Annotated in this window: 15 protein-coding genes; 6 read left to right on the top strand and 9 right to left on the bottom strand. The window is 56.5% G+C overall.

Annotated features, from left to right (window positions below; genetic code table 11):
- Positions 1-8: 8 nt before the first annotated feature.
- The 6 genes from QQJ86_RS00345 to QQJ86_RS00320 all read right to left on the bottom strand — a co-directional run bounded on the left by QQJ86_RS00345 (position 9) and on the right by QQJ86_RS00320 (position 6988).
- A complete protein-coding gene (locus tag QQJ86_RS00345; protein ID WP_284318898.1) occupies positions 9-2015 on the bottom strand; it encodes a DUF6055 domain-containing protein in 2007 nt (668 codons plus the stop codon).
- A gap of 545 nt (positions 2016-2560) precedes the next feature.
- Positions 2561-3451 carry a hypothetical protein gene (locus QQJ86_RS00340; protein ID WP_284318897.1) on the bottom strand — a complete coding sequence of 297 codons (891 nt, stop codon included), beginning with the start codon at positions 3449-3451 and terminating at the stop codon, positions 2561-2563.
- Positions 3452-3454: 3 nt separating this feature from the next.
- The gene (locus QQJ86_RS00335; protein WP_284318896.1) at positions 3455-4174 is read right to left on the bottom strand and encodes a peptidylprolyl isomerase; all 720 of its coding nucleotides are present in this window, start codon (positions 4172-4174) and stop codon (positions 3455-3457) included.
- Positions 4175-4396: 222 nt separating this feature from the next.
- Positions 4397-5368 carry a glycerophosphodiester phosphodiesterase family protein gene (locus QQJ86_RS00330; protein WP_423372928.1) on the bottom strand — a complete coding sequence of 324 codons (972 nt, stop codon included), beginning with the start codon at positions 5366-5368 and terminating at the stop codon, positions 4397-4399.
- A 450-nt stretch (positions 5369-5818) separates the two neighbouring features.
- Positions 5819-6076, bottom strand: a complete 258-nt coding sequence (locus QQJ86_RS00325; protein WP_284318894.1) for a hypothetical protein — start codon at positions 6074-6076, stop codon at positions 5819-5821.
- A 390-nt stretch (positions 6077-6466) separates the two neighbouring features.
- Entirely contained in the window at positions 6467-6988 is a 522-nt protein-coding gene (locus QQJ86_RS00320) for a hypothetical protein (protein WP_284318893.1), read from the bottom strand.
- 140 nt (positions 6989-7128) lie between these two features.
- Here QQJ86_RS00320 and QQJ86_RS00315 point away from each other — a divergent pair, with 140 nt between their 5' ends.
- A complete protein-coding gene (locus QQJ86_RS00315; protein ID WP_284318892.1) occupies positions 7129-8076 on the top strand; it encodes a helix-turn-helix transcriptional regulator in 948 nt (315 codons plus the stop codon).
- A 16-nt stretch (positions 8077-8092) separates the two neighbouring features.
- On the opposite strand, the gene QQJ86_RS00310 is transcribed toward QQJ86_RS00315, so the two are convergent.
- Both QQJ86_RS00310 and QQJ86_RS00305 read right to left on the bottom strand, forming a co-directional pair.
- Positions 8093-8800 (bottom strand): YceI family protein, encoded by a 708-nt coding sequence (locus QQJ86_RS00310; protein ID WP_284318891.1) that lies wholly within the window; start codon positions 8798-8800, stop codon positions 8093-8095.
- A gap of 89 nt (positions 8801-8889) precedes the next feature.
- A complete protein-coding gene (locus tag QQJ86_RS00305; RefSeq protein WP_284318890.1) occupies positions 8890-9534 on the bottom strand; it encodes a glutathione S-transferase family protein in 645 nt (214 codons plus the stop codon).
- 430 nt (positions 9535-9964) lie between these two features.
- On the opposite strand from QQJ86_RS00305, the gene QQJ86_RS00300 reads away from it, so the two are divergent.
- Complete coding sequence (locus QQJ86_RS00300; RefSeq protein WP_284318889.1) at positions 9965-10504, top strand: cytochrome b; 540 nt, start codon at positions 9965-9967, stop codon at positions 10502-10504.
- Positions 10505-10568: 64 nt separating this feature from the next.
- Here QQJ86_RS00300 and QQJ86_RS00295 read toward each other — a convergent pair whose 3' ends face one another.
- Positions 10569-10964, bottom strand: a complete 396-nt coding sequence (locus QQJ86_RS00295) for a GFA family protein (RefSeq protein WP_284318888.1) — start codon at positions 10962-10964, stop codon at positions 10569-10571.
- Positions 10965-11405: 441 nt separating this feature from the next.
- On the opposite strand from QQJ86_RS00295, the gene QQJ86_RS00290 reads away from it, so the two are divergent.
- The 4 genes from QQJ86_RS00290 to QQJ86_RS00275 all read left to right on the top strand — a co-directional run bounded on the left by QQJ86_RS00290 (position 11406) and on the right by QQJ86_RS00275 (position 16896).
- A complete protein-coding gene (locus QQJ86_RS00290) occupies positions 11406-12182 on the top strand; it encodes a hypothetical protein (RefSeq protein WP_284318887.1) in 777 nt (258 codons plus the stop codon).
- Positions 12183-12974: 792 nt separating this feature from the next.
- On the top strand, positions 12975-15029 hold the full coding sequence (locus tag QQJ86_RS00285; RefSeq protein WP_284318886.1) for a ferritin-like domain-containing protein: 2055 nt from the start codon (positions 12975-12977) through the stop codon (positions 15027-15029).
- 81 nt (positions 15030-15110) lie between these two features.
- Positions 15111-16061, top strand: a complete 951-nt coding sequence (gene bufB, locus QQJ86_RS00280) for an MNIO family bufferin maturase (protein WP_284318885.1) — start codon at positions 15111-15113, stop codon at positions 16059-16061.
- The gene (locus QQJ86_RS00275) at positions 16045-16896 is read left to right on the top strand and encodes an HvfC/BufC N-terminal domain-containing protein (protein WP_284318884.1); all 852 of its coding nucleotides are present in this window, start codon (positions 16045-16047) and stop codon (positions 16894-16896) included. Before bufB ends, QQJ86_RS00275 begins: the two co-directional genes overlap by 17 nt.
- The last annotated feature ends 48 nt before the right edge of the window (positions 16897-16944 follow it).

Here is a 16944-nt window from a genome sequence, read left to right as displayed (position 1 = left end):
CTCAAGCTCTACTCACGCCAGTGGATCTGATCCTTGGTGTTGATGTCGGAATCCGTACCGGTTGTGGAGTTGGCATCCACGAAGCCTGAGCGGTTGCCCGCTCCCAGGTTCAAGCCGACGCCGCGATATTCCACGTCACCCGACAAGTTCACGCTGCCCGAAGCGCCCTGGCCGGCTTCAAAGAAGCCCAGCGGATAGAACGAGGTGCGCACTTGTGCATCGCCGGAGACGGAGAAGCTGTTGTTCCAGTCGGCGCCGGTTTCACCGATCACGCTTAGGCCGCCCACCGTACCGCCGGTGACAGTGCCGTTGGCGATGATCGCTTCGTCTTCAACGCGCGCGTTTCCGCTTACTTGTGAGCCCGGCAGCACCGTGGCGTACGGGCCGATGTAAACCGACGTCGGCGTGCCATTCGGTGCACATCCACCACCGTTGGAGTGGCGTTCGGTGCCGTCGGGGCACGCATCGCGCTGCCCGTTCTGGAAGCCCTGCGGCCAGGCATTGGTCAGCTCGATCATGTAGGGGTAGCGCCAGATTGTTCCATAGGCCTGCTCCATCACAACGGTCTGATACACCGACGGCGTCGCCGTCACCACCAGAAACAGCGGCTCGCCCGCGTTGACCTTGAACGTTAATTGGCCGTCCAAACCATGTTGCAGTTTGCTGTAGCGAGACGTCGTGAATTGCTGATCGGTAGCTACCAGGCCCCAGCGGAAATCAGCATCGGAGCCCGGCTGATCGACACCTCGGAACGTGATGGTGACTGTGCTGGCACCGGCAGTTGGATACAAACGCACAACGTTGTAACCGAAGCGCTGCGGAGCACCATAGAACGGCGAAACGAAGCGATGATTGCTAGGCCAATTACTATCCAGTGCTTCCATCGGCATCAGACGATGCATACGCTCGGACTTATCGGCCAGCGTGATATTGCCATACGTATTACGGAAGCCGTTGCCCGAGACCTTATAGTCCCAGGTCACGTTGTGCATGGCCCAATCGCCGAAGAAGTCGTTGAGTTGGGAGAGGCTCCAACCGCGCGAATTCATGATGTTCAGGAAGGGATCTGAGCCTGCGGTCGTAAAGATTGCGGAAGTTGCCGACGGGCCGTACTTATCCTTGAGGAACTCCATGAACTGCCAGTTGCAGTACATATCGCGCGAAGAGCCGAGATACAGGTGCGGAACGTTGGCAAGCATCTCGGTGCAGTGTGCGTTGTCGCGGTTCTCCGGCAACTGATGCGCGGTGTAATTGGCGTGACTTTCGGAGATCGGGCGGCAGTTATTCGGATCTGAGCACGACAGACCGCCATTGGCAGCCCACCAGAATTGCCAAGTGTGGGTGAACTCGTGAGTCAGTCCCCAGTGATCGAGCAGGCCTGCTGGCGCCATCTCCATGCTGAGATGATTCGCATCCCATGCACCCCCGCTCAATCCAAACGACGAGCTGATGTGAATAGATGGCTTGATCTTGGTGGCCGTATTGTAGAACGGCTCCTGCATATACAGATTGGAGTCGAACAGGTTGTGCCAGACCAGGTTCTCCAGCGTGTCTGCCGCTTGCGTGAGCTCGGCATCGGAGAGGTTCTCGTCGGAGTAGAAAGCAAAATGCTGTGACTCCTTCACCAGCTTAAAATTGGGGTGATCCGGAGACGGACCACCTGCAACCCAGGTGCCGCTCACGGTTGCCGGCTTGCTACCGATGGACGTGTCCCACACGGTGCCGACCGTACCTTCGTCGACGGTATCGTTGGAGACCGGCGTAGCTTGTGCCGGAACCTGGCAACGCTTGACCTGGCCGGGGAAAGGATCAGTGCCGAAGTAGCCGTTGGTGCAATCGGCATTCCCGCTGATGGTGCGCGTAATCCACCTGGTGCCGAAACCATAGCGGACCCTGCTGCTGCCGCTGATGTCGAACGATTGGCCCTCATGGGCCACGTTGACCCATCGCGTGGCTGCGGCATTCACTGCCGTGATTGAAGCAAGGATTGCGAGTGCCAGTGTGCTCAGCCACATTCCGCGCCCTGCGGAAATCAGAACGCGAGGAGCAGCGGATGATGGATTGATTGTCTTGGCCGCAATAGCTTTTGCAAACAGATGGTTTCTTGACAGCACTGCCTTTGCTCCCTCGTGTGGCTTACTGATCATTTACGCAAGTTGCACATGTGCCTCTCGCCAAGTGCGCGGCGAGTCTAGTTACGCGCAAGTCTGCATGCACATTTCATAAGCGGCCAAACCACGAGCCTTTCGAGACGGCAATGTAATTTGGTGAATTGCGACACAAGCAAGGCGATGGATAGCGCACATTCGTCTATGCGCACGCACGTCGTGAACCATAACGCGCCGCACGTTTGGCGTTTTACCCAATGAGTTCAGCAAGATCGAAAAGCCATCCAAGCGGCCCGTGACGCTCAGGTCACCTTATCGTCATCCCAGCGAAAGCTGGGATCCAGCGACTTCGATGCAGCAAAGACAATGGATCCCAGCTTTCGCTGGGATGACGAGCAAAATACGCGGACAACTCTCAGCGTTGGATTACATTCTCGAGTGCCCATCGAAGCCTATAGATGATTTCTTGTGTTCGCGGGCAACATGCTCGAATAAAGCGTTTTCGCGGACGCAATTGCCGCAGCGCTATCTTCCTCGCCAAAGTCGTCTAGCGCAGGGTCTCTGAGTAGATCCTCATCTGCGGGCAAGGTACGTTCCACCGAAATTCGGGCAAATATTTGCCACGAAGCGGCTTCTATCGGGTCGCGCTCAACGAGCTTACCGCCATCCTCTAGTTGAGCCATCAACCTGGCTGCTTCCGCATCCGGTTGTAAAGCCATGCTATGGAGCGCAGCCACGTCATCCGCGTAGTAGTCGCGAACGGCAGGCATATCATCGGTCGACAAGTCTGCTGCGATCGCATCCAAGTCCTCGCTGTCTTGTTGAAGCTTTTGCTCCAACAAATGGCGACGCGCCTCAGCGCTACCCGCGCTTGCCGCGTCACGCATACGCGAAAGAATTTCATCATCCGATGAAATCAACTTCTTCGCGCAAAACCCATTCAGTCGCTCTTTCTCGTCGCCACCTGGTTCTGAAGCTGTTATAGGAGCCTCTCCAGGCTGTAATTCATAAGCAGCTTGAGCCGAAATCCGGCTGCATACCTCATCCATACGGGCATCATCAAACAGGCGGCTCGCCGGATTGTCTTGAATGACGGGAGCGGCCTTTTGACGGGAGGCCATTTGATGGCCGGGAGCGAACCGCGGCGCACGAGTTGCCAGTGCTGGCGCAAGAACAGTACGTGCTGGATGCTCAATACCGACCAACACGATGGCCGCGCTCAGCGTGGCGGCCACCAGCCATATACGACGGCGAATAAACATGGACAGGAACGCAAGGGAGTTTGGCCGCATGAGCATCCCTACCCTGCACATGCGGCTTGATGGGCGCGCATGCAGGGCCATGATCTATTTGGCTGCCTGGCCATCAAGCGTCGATTTATTGAACTCGACCGGGGTGTTCTGCATCCACTGCGTAATGGTCGACTCTACCGATTCATCTCGCAGGAGGGCTTCGATCATCTTGTGCCGGTTGTCGAACGTCGCAACGGTTCGCTGTTGAACCAGGATCACGTGGTAACCCTGTTTACCCCTTACAGGGTTCGATACATCCCCGCTGTGCAGTTGGCTTATCACTGGCAGAAACTCGTTCGCGACGAACATGCCAAGCATGGGCGACAGTTCGCCTCCGTCCTTGGCCGTTGCCGGATCATCCGACTCAGCTTGCGCCAAGCTTGCAAAGTCGGCGCCCGCATCAAGTTTCTTCTTGATCTGGGTAGCTTTGAGGAGGGCATCATGTTCGGATCGTTGGCCACCGCTTTTGGTTGGCCCGATCGCGATAAAGATATGGCTGAGTGCGTACTCGTCGTACGCATTGGGATGCGAATCCAATTTTTGCTTCACGTCGTCGTTTGTGACCGTCGCGGCGGCATACAAGTGATCGCGCTCGGCATGTGCGAGCACATTGTCAACCGCCACGCGAATCTTCGCGGCTATCGCATGATCCTGATCCAACCCATCCTTGCGCGCGCGGGCGGCGAGAACCTCCATTTCGGCAAATTGCTTTAGCTGATCGTTGTCTTCTGCGAACGAGGTGGACCCTGATGTGTCCTGCAATGCAGCGGCCACATCACGATACTGTTGCGGGGATAGCGCTGTGTTCCCTATGCGCAGGGTCACCGGTGATTGATCGCCTGCCAGCGCTGAAGCAACGCAAGTGACGGCCACGCTGGTAAGCGCGGCGGTGCGGAGAAGTCGACGAAAAAGTGTCATAAGTATGATGCCTTCAGGGCTCAGCTACTGCGTGACACGAGCGAGGGGTGTTTGACCACCCCTCGCTCGCGGCCTAGGTCAATGAAGTCCCTTGGACTTGAGGAAGCTGATCAGCCCCTTCGGATTGTCGGTGGTGATAAAGGTGAAACCTTCCGAAACCAGGTAGTTCCAGTTGCCGCGTTCATCGGCGGTGTCTTTGCCACCGGAATAAGAGAAGAACAACTCGGACAACTTGTAGCAGCACTGTCCGGTGTTCTTGTAAAACTCATCCCTGCCCGGGCCATCCGGAATCGCATTGAAGACGCCGACGGCCTCGCCTGCCCGCTTGGCGAGGTTCAGATCCCCTTGCAGCAGACCATTCCTCTGCTTCACGTTGATCTCAAGGGCCGTCACGTTCGCTTGCCAGTTGCGTCGCACGTTAGTCACGTTGATTTTCGTGAGCATATTGGTGGTGAATACCGGAATGCCACGAATGGTCGGCGCATCGGCCTTGAACGCGCTGTAGGAGGGATACAACGTCGCGTTGACTTTCACGCCCACCACCTGGCTGGGGCTGGGAAAGTTTTCCTGAGCCAAACGGTCGATGGCACGCACAGCTTCCTGCGTCTTCGTGTCGAAGATCATCGGAGTGCGCAAGCCGTGTTGATTCCAGTAGGTAAACACGCCGGTGATATCAGGCACAAAGTAACCGGTCACCGACCTGCGGTCTGGCGTCAACAGATGCAGAGACTGCACGGTCTGCCAACTGACCGAATCCACACTCGGGTTGGTCCCGCGATTGTCCATCGGGTTGTATTTGCTGCCTCCGCGGAATGCCGCATAGACGTTGGTCGTGCGCCCGAGGTTGAAATCGTGCATCAACACCGGAACGCCTTCCTTCGTCAATTTCACGTCCAGCTCGACAGCATCCATGCATTCGTCGTCCGCTTTCTGCAGCGCGGCGCGTGAGTTTTCCGGAAGGGATGCATCCCCTGAGTAATTGCCCCACAAGCCACGATGAGCCAGTACCGAGACCTGCCGGGTAGGCATAGTCTTTAACAGTGCAGCCATCCTGTTACCGACAGGGAGAGAACACCCTGCATGGGAGAGTTGGGGAACGAGTCCGGCAGAAAGCAGGAGCGACAGGCAGAGAAGCTTGCCCTTAGCTCCACTTGGGGAGAAATGGTTCATAACTTACCTCTAGATTGAGTGGTAGTGCGCGATGACCTTGCCAGTCCCAAACGAGCACCTGCATCGACCGCTTTCCATCGACTCGCTGCAGGAGCTTCGTCGGCGCCGAATGCTATTAATTCACTATGACTGAATTATTAAATGGACGTCCAAACAGGGATGAACGACAGAGACTGTCCTATTTCGACAGCAATATGTCCCTTTCCGACAGCAATGCGCGCTCTTCCGCCGAGCGTTGCAGCCGTCGGTCACCAATGCTTGCTTCGAAAATAAGCTCACATCTTTTTTGTGTTCACCGCCGGAGTGTCACGGTCGGGACGCAGGGCGTGCTCAAACACCGTTATGAAGTAGGTAGATGGAGCAACCAAGCTGCACGATCAGCCATATCCACCCTGCTCCGAAGAGCTGGGCACGTGTCTGCATTGACCAATCGGATCGTCGCGATAGCCAAATCATAGCGTTGGCTATCAGCAGCGAAATGATGTCGCGGACAAGGTGTCCGTGAGGCGTGAACGGCAGGCCGCGAGCGATAACGAACTGGCCAAGCACCAGGGTCAGTACGGATATGAGAGCGGCGGCAATCTTCAAGGGGATGCCTGGCGTTTGTGGTGAGCGGTCGCTACTCGTTGATCGAAGTCATCAGACGCCATTGCAGTGAAACAAACCAGCATCAATACCAGTGCCAAGTAGATTCTCACGTCCGCCCCTGCTTGCAGATTGGTCTGTTTCCGGCAATAGATATGTCCGCTGTGGGAAGCGGACCTAATCAGCTTGCACTCAAATCCGCCCGACGACAACGAGGCCACTTAGACTACATGGGGCGCAGCCAACAGCATGTTCAGCCTCAACTGGAATCAGTGTTCAGATCGACCGGAATTGGCACGCTATATAAAAACAAAGCGCGATGCACTTGGCATCGCGCTTCCAACAAAGGTCCAGATTCCTATTTCAGGTACTCATAGAAGCGATCGAGAATGCCTAGCGCGTCGCTTTAGCCGGCCGCAAATAACCGTCATAGTTGACGATCCACGTCTGGCCTCCGTCGAGTGAGTAGTCCCAAACCTGGTGTACACCGTCCGACATAGGTGTCCAGATATTGCGATGTAGCGCGACGCGGCCATCGTCTTCAACATGCGTGCCAATCATCACCATCTGCGTCCCGCGCATGCCGCCCTCCATGGTCAGCAGCGTGCCGTGGCTGCTGGCCCAGGTCTCGTTCCAAACCTTGCGATTGGCGTCATAGATATTGAGGCTGGTGCCGCTCTCCCCTTCCACACCGCTCCAGTGCTCGATCAGCACGCAGCCGTCGTGGGCCTTTTCCACGCGATTGTGACCAAGCAGCTTACCGGCGCTGTCATAAGCGTCCCAGTTGCCGGCAAAGAAATCGAATTGACGGTGTGCGGTGTCGGCACAACGAGGACTGTCAGTTGATGCGATAGCGGCCGAAAATCCTAAAGTGCAGGCCAGCAATGCGACGTGGGCATAACGAATAGCTTTCACAGAATGTTCCCTCCATTGGCAAAAAGCGAAAGTGGCCGCAGCACTCACTTCACTGCTCGCTTGCGGTACTCACGGGACGCCCGCATGCTAGGCAGCCATTAGGACGATCTATGTCCTAATTACCGCCTTGGAGCCTTCGCATGTACCACCCAACTAGCCGGGCATTGGCTGTTCTGGAGTTGCTGCAGGCTCACCGTCGGATCAGCGGTAGCGAATTGGCACGCCGACTGAACATCCAGCCACGCACAGTGCGTCGCTATATCGCCATTCTTGAGGAGATAGGCATCCCGATTACGACCGAGCGCGGACGTCACGGTGCCTACATGCTCGTGCCCGGCTTCAAGCTGCCGCCCATGATGTTTAGCGATGACGAAGCACTGGCACTTTCAGTAGGCCTGCTGGCCGCCCAGCGGCTAGGCATGACCGAGGCCAGCGCAGTAACGGCCAGCGCACAAGCCAAGCTTGAGCGTGTGATGCCCGAGCGATTGCAGCAGCATGTGCGCGCACTAACCGAAACAATCAGCCTGGAAGGCGGGCGCCCTGTTCCTAATGTGGATAGCGCGCTACTTATGAAGCTGTGCAAAGCCACACAGGAACGTCAGCAGATACGTTTGACTTATCACTCGCCGCAAAACGAGCACACCGAGCGGGATGTCGACCCATTCGGGCTCGGTCATCGCAGTGGCTATTGGTACCTCGTCGGACGCTGCCACCTCCGTCAGGAGTTGCGTTCGTTTCGACTGGATCGCATCACTGCGGCACACCCGCTCACCATCCACTTTGAACGCCCCGAACGCTTCGACACACTGGCCCATCTCGCCGACAGCCTCGCCACTCAGCCTCGCACCTACCTGGCCGAGGTGGAGCTATTTACGGACCTGCCGCACGCAATGAACAACCTCGGCAACGCCATAGGTGTGTTTGAACCTATCGATCGCGGCGTATTGATGCGCAGCCAAGTAGATGACCTGGATTGGCTCGCGCGCGAACTCGCGCGCTTGCCATTTGGATTTCGCGTAAACAGTCCTGCGCTCCTGCGGATTGCCTTGCAAAAACTGGCTAAACGCCTGGCGACGGCTTACGCATGAGAAAGGAAGCGAATCCTTAGTGTGACTTGCCAGCAGTGGTCGTCAACGACGGGCCACTGAACTCGGCCTCTATAGTTACGTCGATCAAGTCGCCCACTCCCATCGTTGTGCCTGGCGCAGGTACGCCATATGCAATACCGAAATCTGAGCGTTTGAAGGCGCCATGCGCAGAAAATCCGATGCGCGCGTGCGGGTCCATGTCGGGCATTCCTGGATACCCTCCGTTGTAAGTGCCAGTTAGCGTCAATGGGCGACTGACCCCGTGCAAATCCAGGGTACCCAAGATTTCAAACGTCTTGGCACCGGTCATCCGAATTTTTTCCGAGCGGAAGACGATCTGGGGAAACTTTGCCGTGTCGAGAAACTGAGGCCCTTTCACGATATCGGTACACATCTTCGGCGCCGCATCCATTTCCAACGATGCCGCCTCGACGGTGGTCACGAGCTTGGACGCGGGTATGTTGCTTGGATCAAACGTCAATGTTGCATCGAAACGGCTAAATCGCGTGGTGTAAGTCGAGAATCCCATATGACTTACACGAAGCTGAAGACTCGCGTGGGATTTGTCGATGTGGTACTCGCCGGCGGGTGGTGCAGTGATTGCGGGCGTTGCAGGTGGCGCGGACGCGTCGGCGGCACAGGATGTCGTGCCATACATGCCAAGCAAGATGGTAACTGCGCTGACAGCAAACGGCTTAAAAGCTGCTCGGAGGGAGTAGTTCATGGCAAGTCATTCCGTATCACGTTGAAGTATTCCGATCGGGTCGGTTTCGTTTGAAGTACGCCCTAGGGATGCTCTGATTGATAGGGCAGTCATGGAGTTGGCGCCTCAGCGAGCCATGCCTTCCTGGACCAACATGTTTCCATAGCCCGCTTGTAGCCTTCGCGTTCGCGGGTGCGTGCCATATAGGACTTCTCTACGTCGCCGAGGATGACGCCTCCACTTCTTTGAGCCAACTCCAGGGCGTAGGTCACCGAAATGTCAGCCGCCGTGAACGTCGCGCCGGCAAGATAGGGCGTACGTGCAAGCTGCCGCGTTACCAACGTCAGCCGGCTCTCGAAAATGCTTAGCGCTTGGCCAGCACTCCAGTTTTGCCGCTCGGACTCCGGCGCAAAATTGCGGGCCCCAACGACGAAGTAGATGGAGGCCGCGAGGCCAGCTTCACCGAGGTGGAGGAACTGCTGATACGTGGGGAAGGCAGGGTCGTGCGGCTCGGGTGCAAGCGGCGTCGGTCCATAGCGAGCCATCAGGTACTCCATGATCGCAATGGACTCGACCATCGTGACGTCGCCGTCCTTAATCGCCGGAATGAAACCGGCAGGATTGATCGCGAGGAACTCAGCGTCGTCCTGGACGCCGGCCAACAGGTCCACCGGCCGCAGCCGGTACGCGAGCCCCATTTCCTCCAGCAGCCAGATGACCCGGAATCCCCTTCCCTCGCCAAAAACGGTGATCATTTCTCGCACTCCTCATATCGCTGTGAATGGACAGGATGAACACCCTGCTCTCAGCGACGATCAAGATCCTAAGAATTCGACATCACAGGAGGCCACTCACCTTGACTATGTCCGCAGTCGAAAACGGGCACTACTTTGCGCCGCCCCATGCATCAGGGCAATACGTCCAGACCATGCCAACATGGCCGGCAGACTGCGACTTCCAATCGTTATGTGAACGCGATGATATCTCCCAACCATCAAAGTCCCGGATTTTGTGGAATAACGTTGCGCGCCTGTATCGCCGCGCCACTGAACACGAGTGACTGACTCCCATGGACGCGAGTATCACAAGCGATAGCCATTCGCTTGGCTTATTTACCGAACCGGGTGGGACGGCTATTGTGGTGTTTGTTGCCCGATGGGCCATCCCAGTTTCAAGGAACCATCTATGTCTTCGACGACACCCGGCCGCTACGCACCTGCATTACGCCGGCTGCACTGGATCATCTTCGCGCTCGTCTTGATCGCCTATATTGCGATCAATTTGGATGACGTGTTCCCGCATGGCAGCAGCGGCCGTAACAACGTGCTGGCCACGCACTTCCTTGCCGGCATTGCCGTGCTTTTGCTGGCGCTGCCTCGTCTCGCGGTACGCCTCGCGCATGCCGCGCCGCCCATCCTGCCGCCACCAGACTGTTGGAGCCAGGTGCTCAGCAAGATCACTCATGTCGCGCTATATCTGTTTCTGATCGCGCAGCCTCTCATGGGCATCACCACCCTACAGATCGGTGGCAAACCCATCGTCTTTTTCGGCGTGACGGTGCTGCCAGCGTTGTTCGGTCCGGGCAACCGACAGCTGTCCCACCAGTGGGAGGACCTCCACGGCACCGTGGGCACTGTGTTTTATTACGTGATCGGGCTGCACATCTTGGGTGCGCTCTGGCACCACTTCGGCCGCAAGGACAACACGCTGCGGCGCATGCTCTGATCTATGGAACGTCGAGCGCGCTTCTTGCGTCTGCTTTGGGTGGAAGCAGACGCTGCGAAATCGACTAATTCAGATGCTCAATGCCCTCGGGCATCAGTACCCAGCCGTGCTTTCTCTCTTCGTAAATAGAGATAGTTGGCGCAGGAAAGAACGGTTCTGCGAACACCCCCACCGGAATAGCAATAATTTCTTCCGAGCCTTCGCTCGTGTAGTAAACCGTCGCTCCACAGTTGGGACAAAACTCGAAGTTTGTTTTGTTGCCTTCGTCGCTTATCTGAACATACCTGGTCGATTGTCCGGCCAGCTCCATGCCATCTCTGCGAAATCTTGCCTGTACTCCGAACACACTACCTGTTCGACGTTGGCAAGCAAGGCAGTGACAAACCGACACTCGAATCGGATCTTCAAACGTTGTCACCGAGAGTTGACCACAGCTGCATGAGGCAATTCGTTTAGTCATGGGAAAACCAGATAAGTAGGAGGCTAGGTGGCGATCTCGGGAGAAGTCCGGATTCCTTTCAAGGGCAGCTTTCAAAGTATCGAACAAAAGTCTCAATCGAGCAGCTCACGATGTCCGCGTTGGGTCGCAACTTCAGCCGGGCTATGCAGCACATTGTTGGAATCATTCGGCTGAAGTAGCACCCGTACGCGCGGTCTCTCGGTTCGTCTATCCATAGCTATGCCTGTAAACGCGATCCGTGCAGACCCACATGATGGCGACGATCGCAGCGGGCATTCTTACGACAAATAACGCACGCATTAATTACATTAAAAATCAATGGTTTACGCGCAATGCTTTCGACGCAAAAATTTGCGCGCATACTGGATAAGCTTCATCCGCCCGAAGCGATCAGGGGCCTCAACTCAACCATGCCGGGCAACAGCCCTAAGCGAGGTTTTTATGAAACCCATCACACCCTGGCTCGCTTTTTCGTTCACGCTGCTATGTGCCACCGGAGTTCAGGCAGCGGATACGACTGGTCCAAGCGTCATACGGGATTACACCGATATTGTGGCGCCAGCCGATCAACAGGCGTATGAAACCGGCGTCAAAAACTTCAATGAATGCCTGCATCAACACGGCTTTAAGTACACGTGGAAGGCGTGGATACACGAGACGGGAAATACTTACGCGTATTCATATGTCTCAGACCCACTTTCATGGGAAAGTTTTGATGCGATGAGTGTTGCGGGCAAGGCGTGCGACCAAGCGCTCAGGACGGCCGTCAATCCGCATTTGAAAAGCGAGACAAGCACATTTTTGGAAGTGATGCCGGAATTAAGTCATATGCCAAAAGGCAAAGCGCCGACATCAGCCTTTATTGAAGTCACGTATTTCAAACTCAAGCCGGGTCATGAAGCTTCGGAAGCATTTATTGCGGGCGCGAAAAAAATCGCTGCCGCTGCCGAGAAGTCGAATTGGGTCGTCAACTACATGATCGGGGCCGTTCGGGAAGGCGATGAAGGTGCGCCTGACTTTATCCTGGTAATCCCTGCCAAAAGCTGGGCAGATATTGGAAAGGAACCCGACCCCTCGGTGTGGAAGATGATCGAGAACGTCTATGGAAAGGAAGCAGGACAAGCGATCCGCAAATCCATTAATGATGTTCTCCAGAACGTGTCGGCGCACGTAGACAGTTACAGCGCCGATTTGACGTACACGGCGACTGATAAATGAAGCGCAGTCTTTAACTTGGCGGCCTGCACCGCGGGCCGCTAATTTTTTGATTTCGCGAAGTCGCCTTCATTCGATTTGATGGAGATTTCATGTCGCGCACCGATGAACCTTACGACACCAGAAGCCTCCCCTATTTCCGCCCCTGCCAGATACTTTGATCGAAACATCAACCGGCTTGATGGACGCTTAAGCTCGACGCCAACCAAATTTTTGTGAAGAGTGCGTCAAGAGACAAACAAGAATCTCGCGCCATCGCAATATCAAGCGATCATTCTCTTGCATAGCACCGTGCACCAAGCCTTGTTCAAGCGTATGCTCCGGCCGTCCGGGTTGGGGGACTTGGAATGGCTAGGGACGGTAAAAACTGCACGCGCAATCCTTCTGCCACATTGAAGGCTGCAAGATGTAGTTCCACCTACCGAACCATTCGATCACCGGACGAATTCACTGAAATTGAAGCAACAAGTGAAGCTGTTCACTTGAGTAGTTTGCGTGCTTCACGTCATTTCGTTCTGCTTGCCGCAAGATCGCGCCTTCGAATGCTTCTGGGGGCGAAGCATCAGGCACCTGCTTCTTGCGTATCCAAGATTCCACATCGTTCTGATCGGAAGAACGCTTAGCAGATAGCGGTCTGTAATCACGCTTCCAGCATGGCCGGGTCGGTTTGAAGCCAAAGCCATGCTTGCTGAAAGTACAAGCAAAGATTCAAGCCAGATCACCGTCTCCATCAACGAGGGCTCGTGACACTGTTTTGCCTTCTTTCTTACCCACCGCAGCAAGGAGAGAAAGCTCATGAATGACACGGCAACAGCAAAGCGATTGGAACCCGAGCTTGGCATTTGCGTCGGGCGAAGCCTCAAGTATTTCGAAACAGACAAGGCCGCGGTATGGCAGATCGCGCAAGCCGCCGTCGACGTCGAGCTGTTCACCATACCGCTCTACATGACGACGATGTACTCCATCTATGGCACGCATGAGATCAACGCCAAGAACATCGATTACTACAAGGGACGCTGCTGGCCAGGCATGGGGCCCACGGCCAATCCCGATACCGAGGAGCGCAAGACGTTCAATCTGATCTTCAGTGTCTTCATCCAGGAAATGCTGCATCTGGAGATGGCCTCCAACATCAGTACTGCCATTGGCCTGGTGCCGACGTTCACCAGCCCAGCGCTGCAGACGAAGGATCACGGCTGGCATTGCTACGGCCCGGAAAAGACAACCATTCCCTACATCGTGGATCTCAAGGACACCAAGCGCTATCACAACACCAAGGTCGCGCTCGGCTCGCTCGACAAAAACACGCTTGACCTTTTCTGCGCCGTCGAGCAACCGACGAAAGACGCTCGCGAGGAAATTCTTCCCGAACAGCGTCACAAGTATTTCCCGCTTGTGCCGTTCCCGCATTGGGACCCAGGCAAGCCCTTGCCGATGTTCGGTTCCATCGGCGATATGTACGAGTGCTACGCCAAATACCTGCGCATCCGCTATGAGGATGGCCAAACCCTTTGGGAGAAACTGTTCACGTCTGATTGCGTGCAGCAGGATCTTTTCAATGTGATGGAAAAAGGACATCCCAAGCGCGAATTCCCCGGTTTCGATACCAAGCTGAGTTCGCAGGATCTGGACGACCCCATTGTCGCCTTCGACAAGGCCATCACCATGATGTCGGCCATCACCGACCAGGGCGAAGGAAGCCTGATCACGATCGGCGAATCGCTGCTTCGCTACCGGTTCAACCAGGCACTGCTGACCGACGTGAAGCAACGGTATCGCGAAGACAGGCCTGCTCTTGAAGTGGACTACCCCTCCTACACCGCCAATGGTGGCCATGCCCCTTCAGCCGATGCCGAAGCTCGCGGGCGTTACGCACCCGAAACGCATTTCGAGCGATTTGAGTCGTTGCACGGCAAGCTCGACAAGATCATGACCTGGGAAAAATGGCATGCCGACCCGAACAACCATTGGACCTCGGCGATGCTGATAACCCGGGAATACAGCGCACCCGCGACTTCCCCAATTCCGCCGCCACAAGAAATTGCCGACGCACTGAATCGACTGAAGGCAAAAGGCCCATCCGAACATGCCTTGCTGAGCAAGGTGGCGGTGGGTGCCATCGCGGGTGTCACGACGGTGCTCAACGAGTATTGGAAAAACGCCAGCACCGTCTTCCCCTACCCGTCGATGGCCGGTTCCGGCGACCGCGTTTCGCTGTGCTGGGCCGTGTTCGGGAGAACGCCGGACCTCGCACTGGGCATTGGTGATGTAAATCCCAACAAGCTCTATCACGCTTGCCAGGGCATGGCGCTGGAAGGCAACGACGGCACCTGCGCCGCCATCGAGGTCTATCACACTTGTCGCGGTTCCAACGGCTGCAAAGCACAGGGCGGTTGCGGCTTCGCACAGCTCGACACCGGCGGGGGATCTTGCGGTCACAGCGGTGGTTGCGGCATGACTGCCAGCGTGCCGGAAGGCCATGCGCCCTACATGCTGCGCGGACGCAAGAGTCGCAACGATGTAGCGGAAGGCAACCTGTGCGGCGGTCCGCCGCCATCCACCGGCAAGTACAGCTCACCCAGCGACAATAAGTGCGCCACGTTCGGCGGCTGCGCGGTACCCATTTCCGCTTCGCAGTTGTATCCCGCGGGTGGCACGATGGTGTTGTACGACTTTGTCGGTCCGCGTCATCAGTCGCAGCAAATCGGCGAAATGACGTTTGCCTTGGGCGAGTCGGTGTACGACAAGGCCTGGGAGGCTTATCAAAAAGTGATGAGTCACCGCGGCAAGCCCGTCGGCACGCCACCCAAGGCGACCGATCTGCGCATCGCGTTGCCTCCATCCACCTAAGAACCAAGCGCCAAGGAACTGGATCTCGCTCTCGTCATCGAGAGCGAGATTCAATGCCCCTTCCAGCATCGAAGGTAAATCATGACTGCTCCCCGGCTCGGCCTGCCCAACCTCGGATTCGGCGTTGGCCTGAGAAACGTGCATCTCGATCACATCCTGCGCCACGGTCCCGGTGTCGACTGGTTCGAAATCATCAGCGAGAACTTCATCGGTCATCACGGCTACGCGCGCCATGCACTGGATCGCATTCGCGCACAGGTTCCTGTTGTCATGCACGGCGTTTCCATGTCGATCGGCAGTTCCGATCCGCTGGACCGCACTTACCTGTCCAAGCTCAAGCAACTTGCTGAAGAGATCGAACCCGTTTTGATCTCCGACCACCTGTGCTGGACCGGTGTCGTAGGCATCAACGCGCACGATCTGTTGCCAATGCCCTTGGACGAACCCACTTATCAGCACGTACGACAACGTGTGGAAGCCGTGCAGGAACTGCTGCAGCGCCCATTGGTACTCGAAAACCCAAGCAGCTACCTGCAATTCACTTGCTCGCCCATGGCCGAATGCGATTTCCTCGCGCGGCTCGCTAGGGAAACCGGTTGCGGCTTGTTGCTCGACGTGAACAACGTCTACGTATCCAGCCACAACCATGGCTTTGATCCAGAGCATTACATTCGACAATTACCGCCCGAGCACATCGTGCAGATCCACCTTGCCGGACCCACCGACACCGGGGATTTGCTGATCGACACGCATGATCGCCCCGTACCCGCACGAGTCTGGCAGCTTTATGTGCTGGCACAGCAGTGCTGCGGTGTTGATTCATCCGGCGACAGCACCGTATCCACTTTGCTCGAATGGGACGCAAATATTCCCGCCTATCCGGAACTGTTGATCGAGTTGGATAAAGCTCGCCAAACGCTGCGCGGAGAAATCGTTGCGCCGGCGATCGATGCCGACGTCACGCCCCCATCGCCCAGCTACTCCACGCCGATCGCATTTCAATTGAGGGAAGAACATGCCGTCGCTCCATGACGTTCAACACTGGTTGCTCACCGTCATGACCACGCCAGGCGGTGCTGAGCGCGGAGCAGCGCTGGCACGCCAACATCATGGGCTTGCTGCGGGTGAGCTGGTGCATGCCAACGCTGTTGCCGATCCGATGCGGCGATTGGGCGTCTATGCCGATGGCTATCTGATGCGGCTCTATGATTGCCTGGCCGCGGACTACCCCATGCTGCAACGTGTGATGGGCGACGACGTGTTCGGTTTCTTCGCACGCGCCTACCTGTGGGAGAACCCTTCGCACTCCCCCACTCTTTACGATCTTGGCGCAGGCTTTCCCGCCTTTCTTGCACGACATCGTCCGCCGCAAACCGCCGCCGACGACGGCATGTGGCTGCTACCGGTCGAACTTGCGCGATTTGAACGTGCCTGGCTCGAAACCATGCGCGATCACGGACCGGAACATGCACATAACCAGGCGCTGACTGCATCGCCATGGGCGGCGATGAATGTGACGCATTGGACTGTTCCTCCATGCGTACGGCTGCTTGACTTGAAGCTTCCTTTGATCCCGTTTTGGCAGGCGATGGCGGCGAGCGATGAGGTACCGCAGTGCCCTCAATCAGAGAACAGCCTCGTTGCCATCACCCGTATGCATTACCGCGTATCCGCCTATCCGTTGACGTATTGGCAATACGGAATGTTGGATGCGTTGCGCCAGGGATGCGATCTGCATCAGGCATCGCGGCGCGTGGAGAACCAAGACATGCCACAAGAGCGCGTGCTTGCTGATTGGACGCTGTGGATACCCGTGGCGCAAGAGTTGGGACTGCTAGTAGCCGCGCCTCAGCATCAGCGAGATTAGGCGCGATTTAGCTGAAGCGGTTCATGGATCCATTCGTGCCTTGTTGCG

This window comes from Dyella acidisoli (assembly GCF_030160295.1).
GTDB classification, from domain to species: Bacteria; Pseudomonadota; Gammaproteobacteria; order Xanthomonadales; family Rhodanobacteraceae; genus Dyella_B; species Dyella_B acidisoli.
The sequence above is the reverse complement of the archived record's forward strand: the minus strand, read 5'-3'. Positions and strand labels throughout refer to the sequence as shown.

Excerpts from the sequence above, each read along its gene's own strand:
- QQJ86_RS00345 (WP_284318898.1), bottom strand. The coding sequence starts at position 2,015 with ATGTGGCTGAGCACACTGGCACTCGCAATCCTTGCTTCAATCACGGCA.
- QQJ86_RS00340 (WP_284318897.1), bottom strand. The coding sequence starts at position 3,451 with ATGGCCCTGCATGCGCGCCCATCAAGCCGCATGTGCAGGGTAGGGATG.
- QQJ86_RS00330 (WP_423372928.1), bottom strand. The coding sequence starts at position 5,368 with ATGGCTGCACTGTTAAAGACTATGCCTACCCGGCAGGTCTCGGTACTG.
- QQJ86_RS00315 (WP_284318892.1), top strand. The coding sequence starts at position 7,129 with ATGTACCACCCAACTAGCCGGGCATTGGCTGTTCTGGAGTTGCTGCAG.
- QQJ86_RS00310 (WP_284318891.1), bottom strand. The coding sequence starts at position 8,800 with ATGAACTACTCCCTCCGAGCAGCTTTTAAGCCGTTTGCTGTCAGCGCA.
- QQJ86_RS00305 (WP_284318890.1), bottom strand. The coding sequence starts at position 9,534 with ATGATCACCGTTTTTGGCGAGGGAAGGGGATTCCGGGTCATCTGGCTG.
- QQJ86_RS00300 (WP_284318889.1), top strand. The coding sequence starts at position 9,965 with ATGTCTTCGACGACACCCGGCCGCTACGCACCTGCATTACGCCGGCTG.
- QQJ86_RS00295 (WP_284318888.1), bottom strand. The coding sequence starts at position 10,964 with ATGACTAAACGAATTGCCTCATGCAGCTGTGGTCAACTCTCGGTGACA.
- QQJ86_RS00290 (WP_284318887.1), top strand. The coding sequence starts at position 11,406 with ATGAAACCCATCACACCCTGGCTCGCTTTTTCGTTCACGCTGCTATGT.
- QQJ86_RS00285 (WP_284318886.1), top strand. The coding sequence starts at position 12,975 with ATGAATGACACGGCAACAGCAAAGCGATTGGAACCCGAGCTTGGCATT.
- bufB (WP_284318885.1), top strand. The coding sequence starts at position 15,111 with ATGACTGCTCCCCGGCTCGGCCTGCCCAACCTCGGATTCGGCGTTGGC.
- QQJ86_RS00275 (WP_284318884.1), top strand. The coding sequence starts at position 16,045 with ATGCCGTCGCTCCATGACGTTCAACACTGGTTGCTCACCGTCATGACC.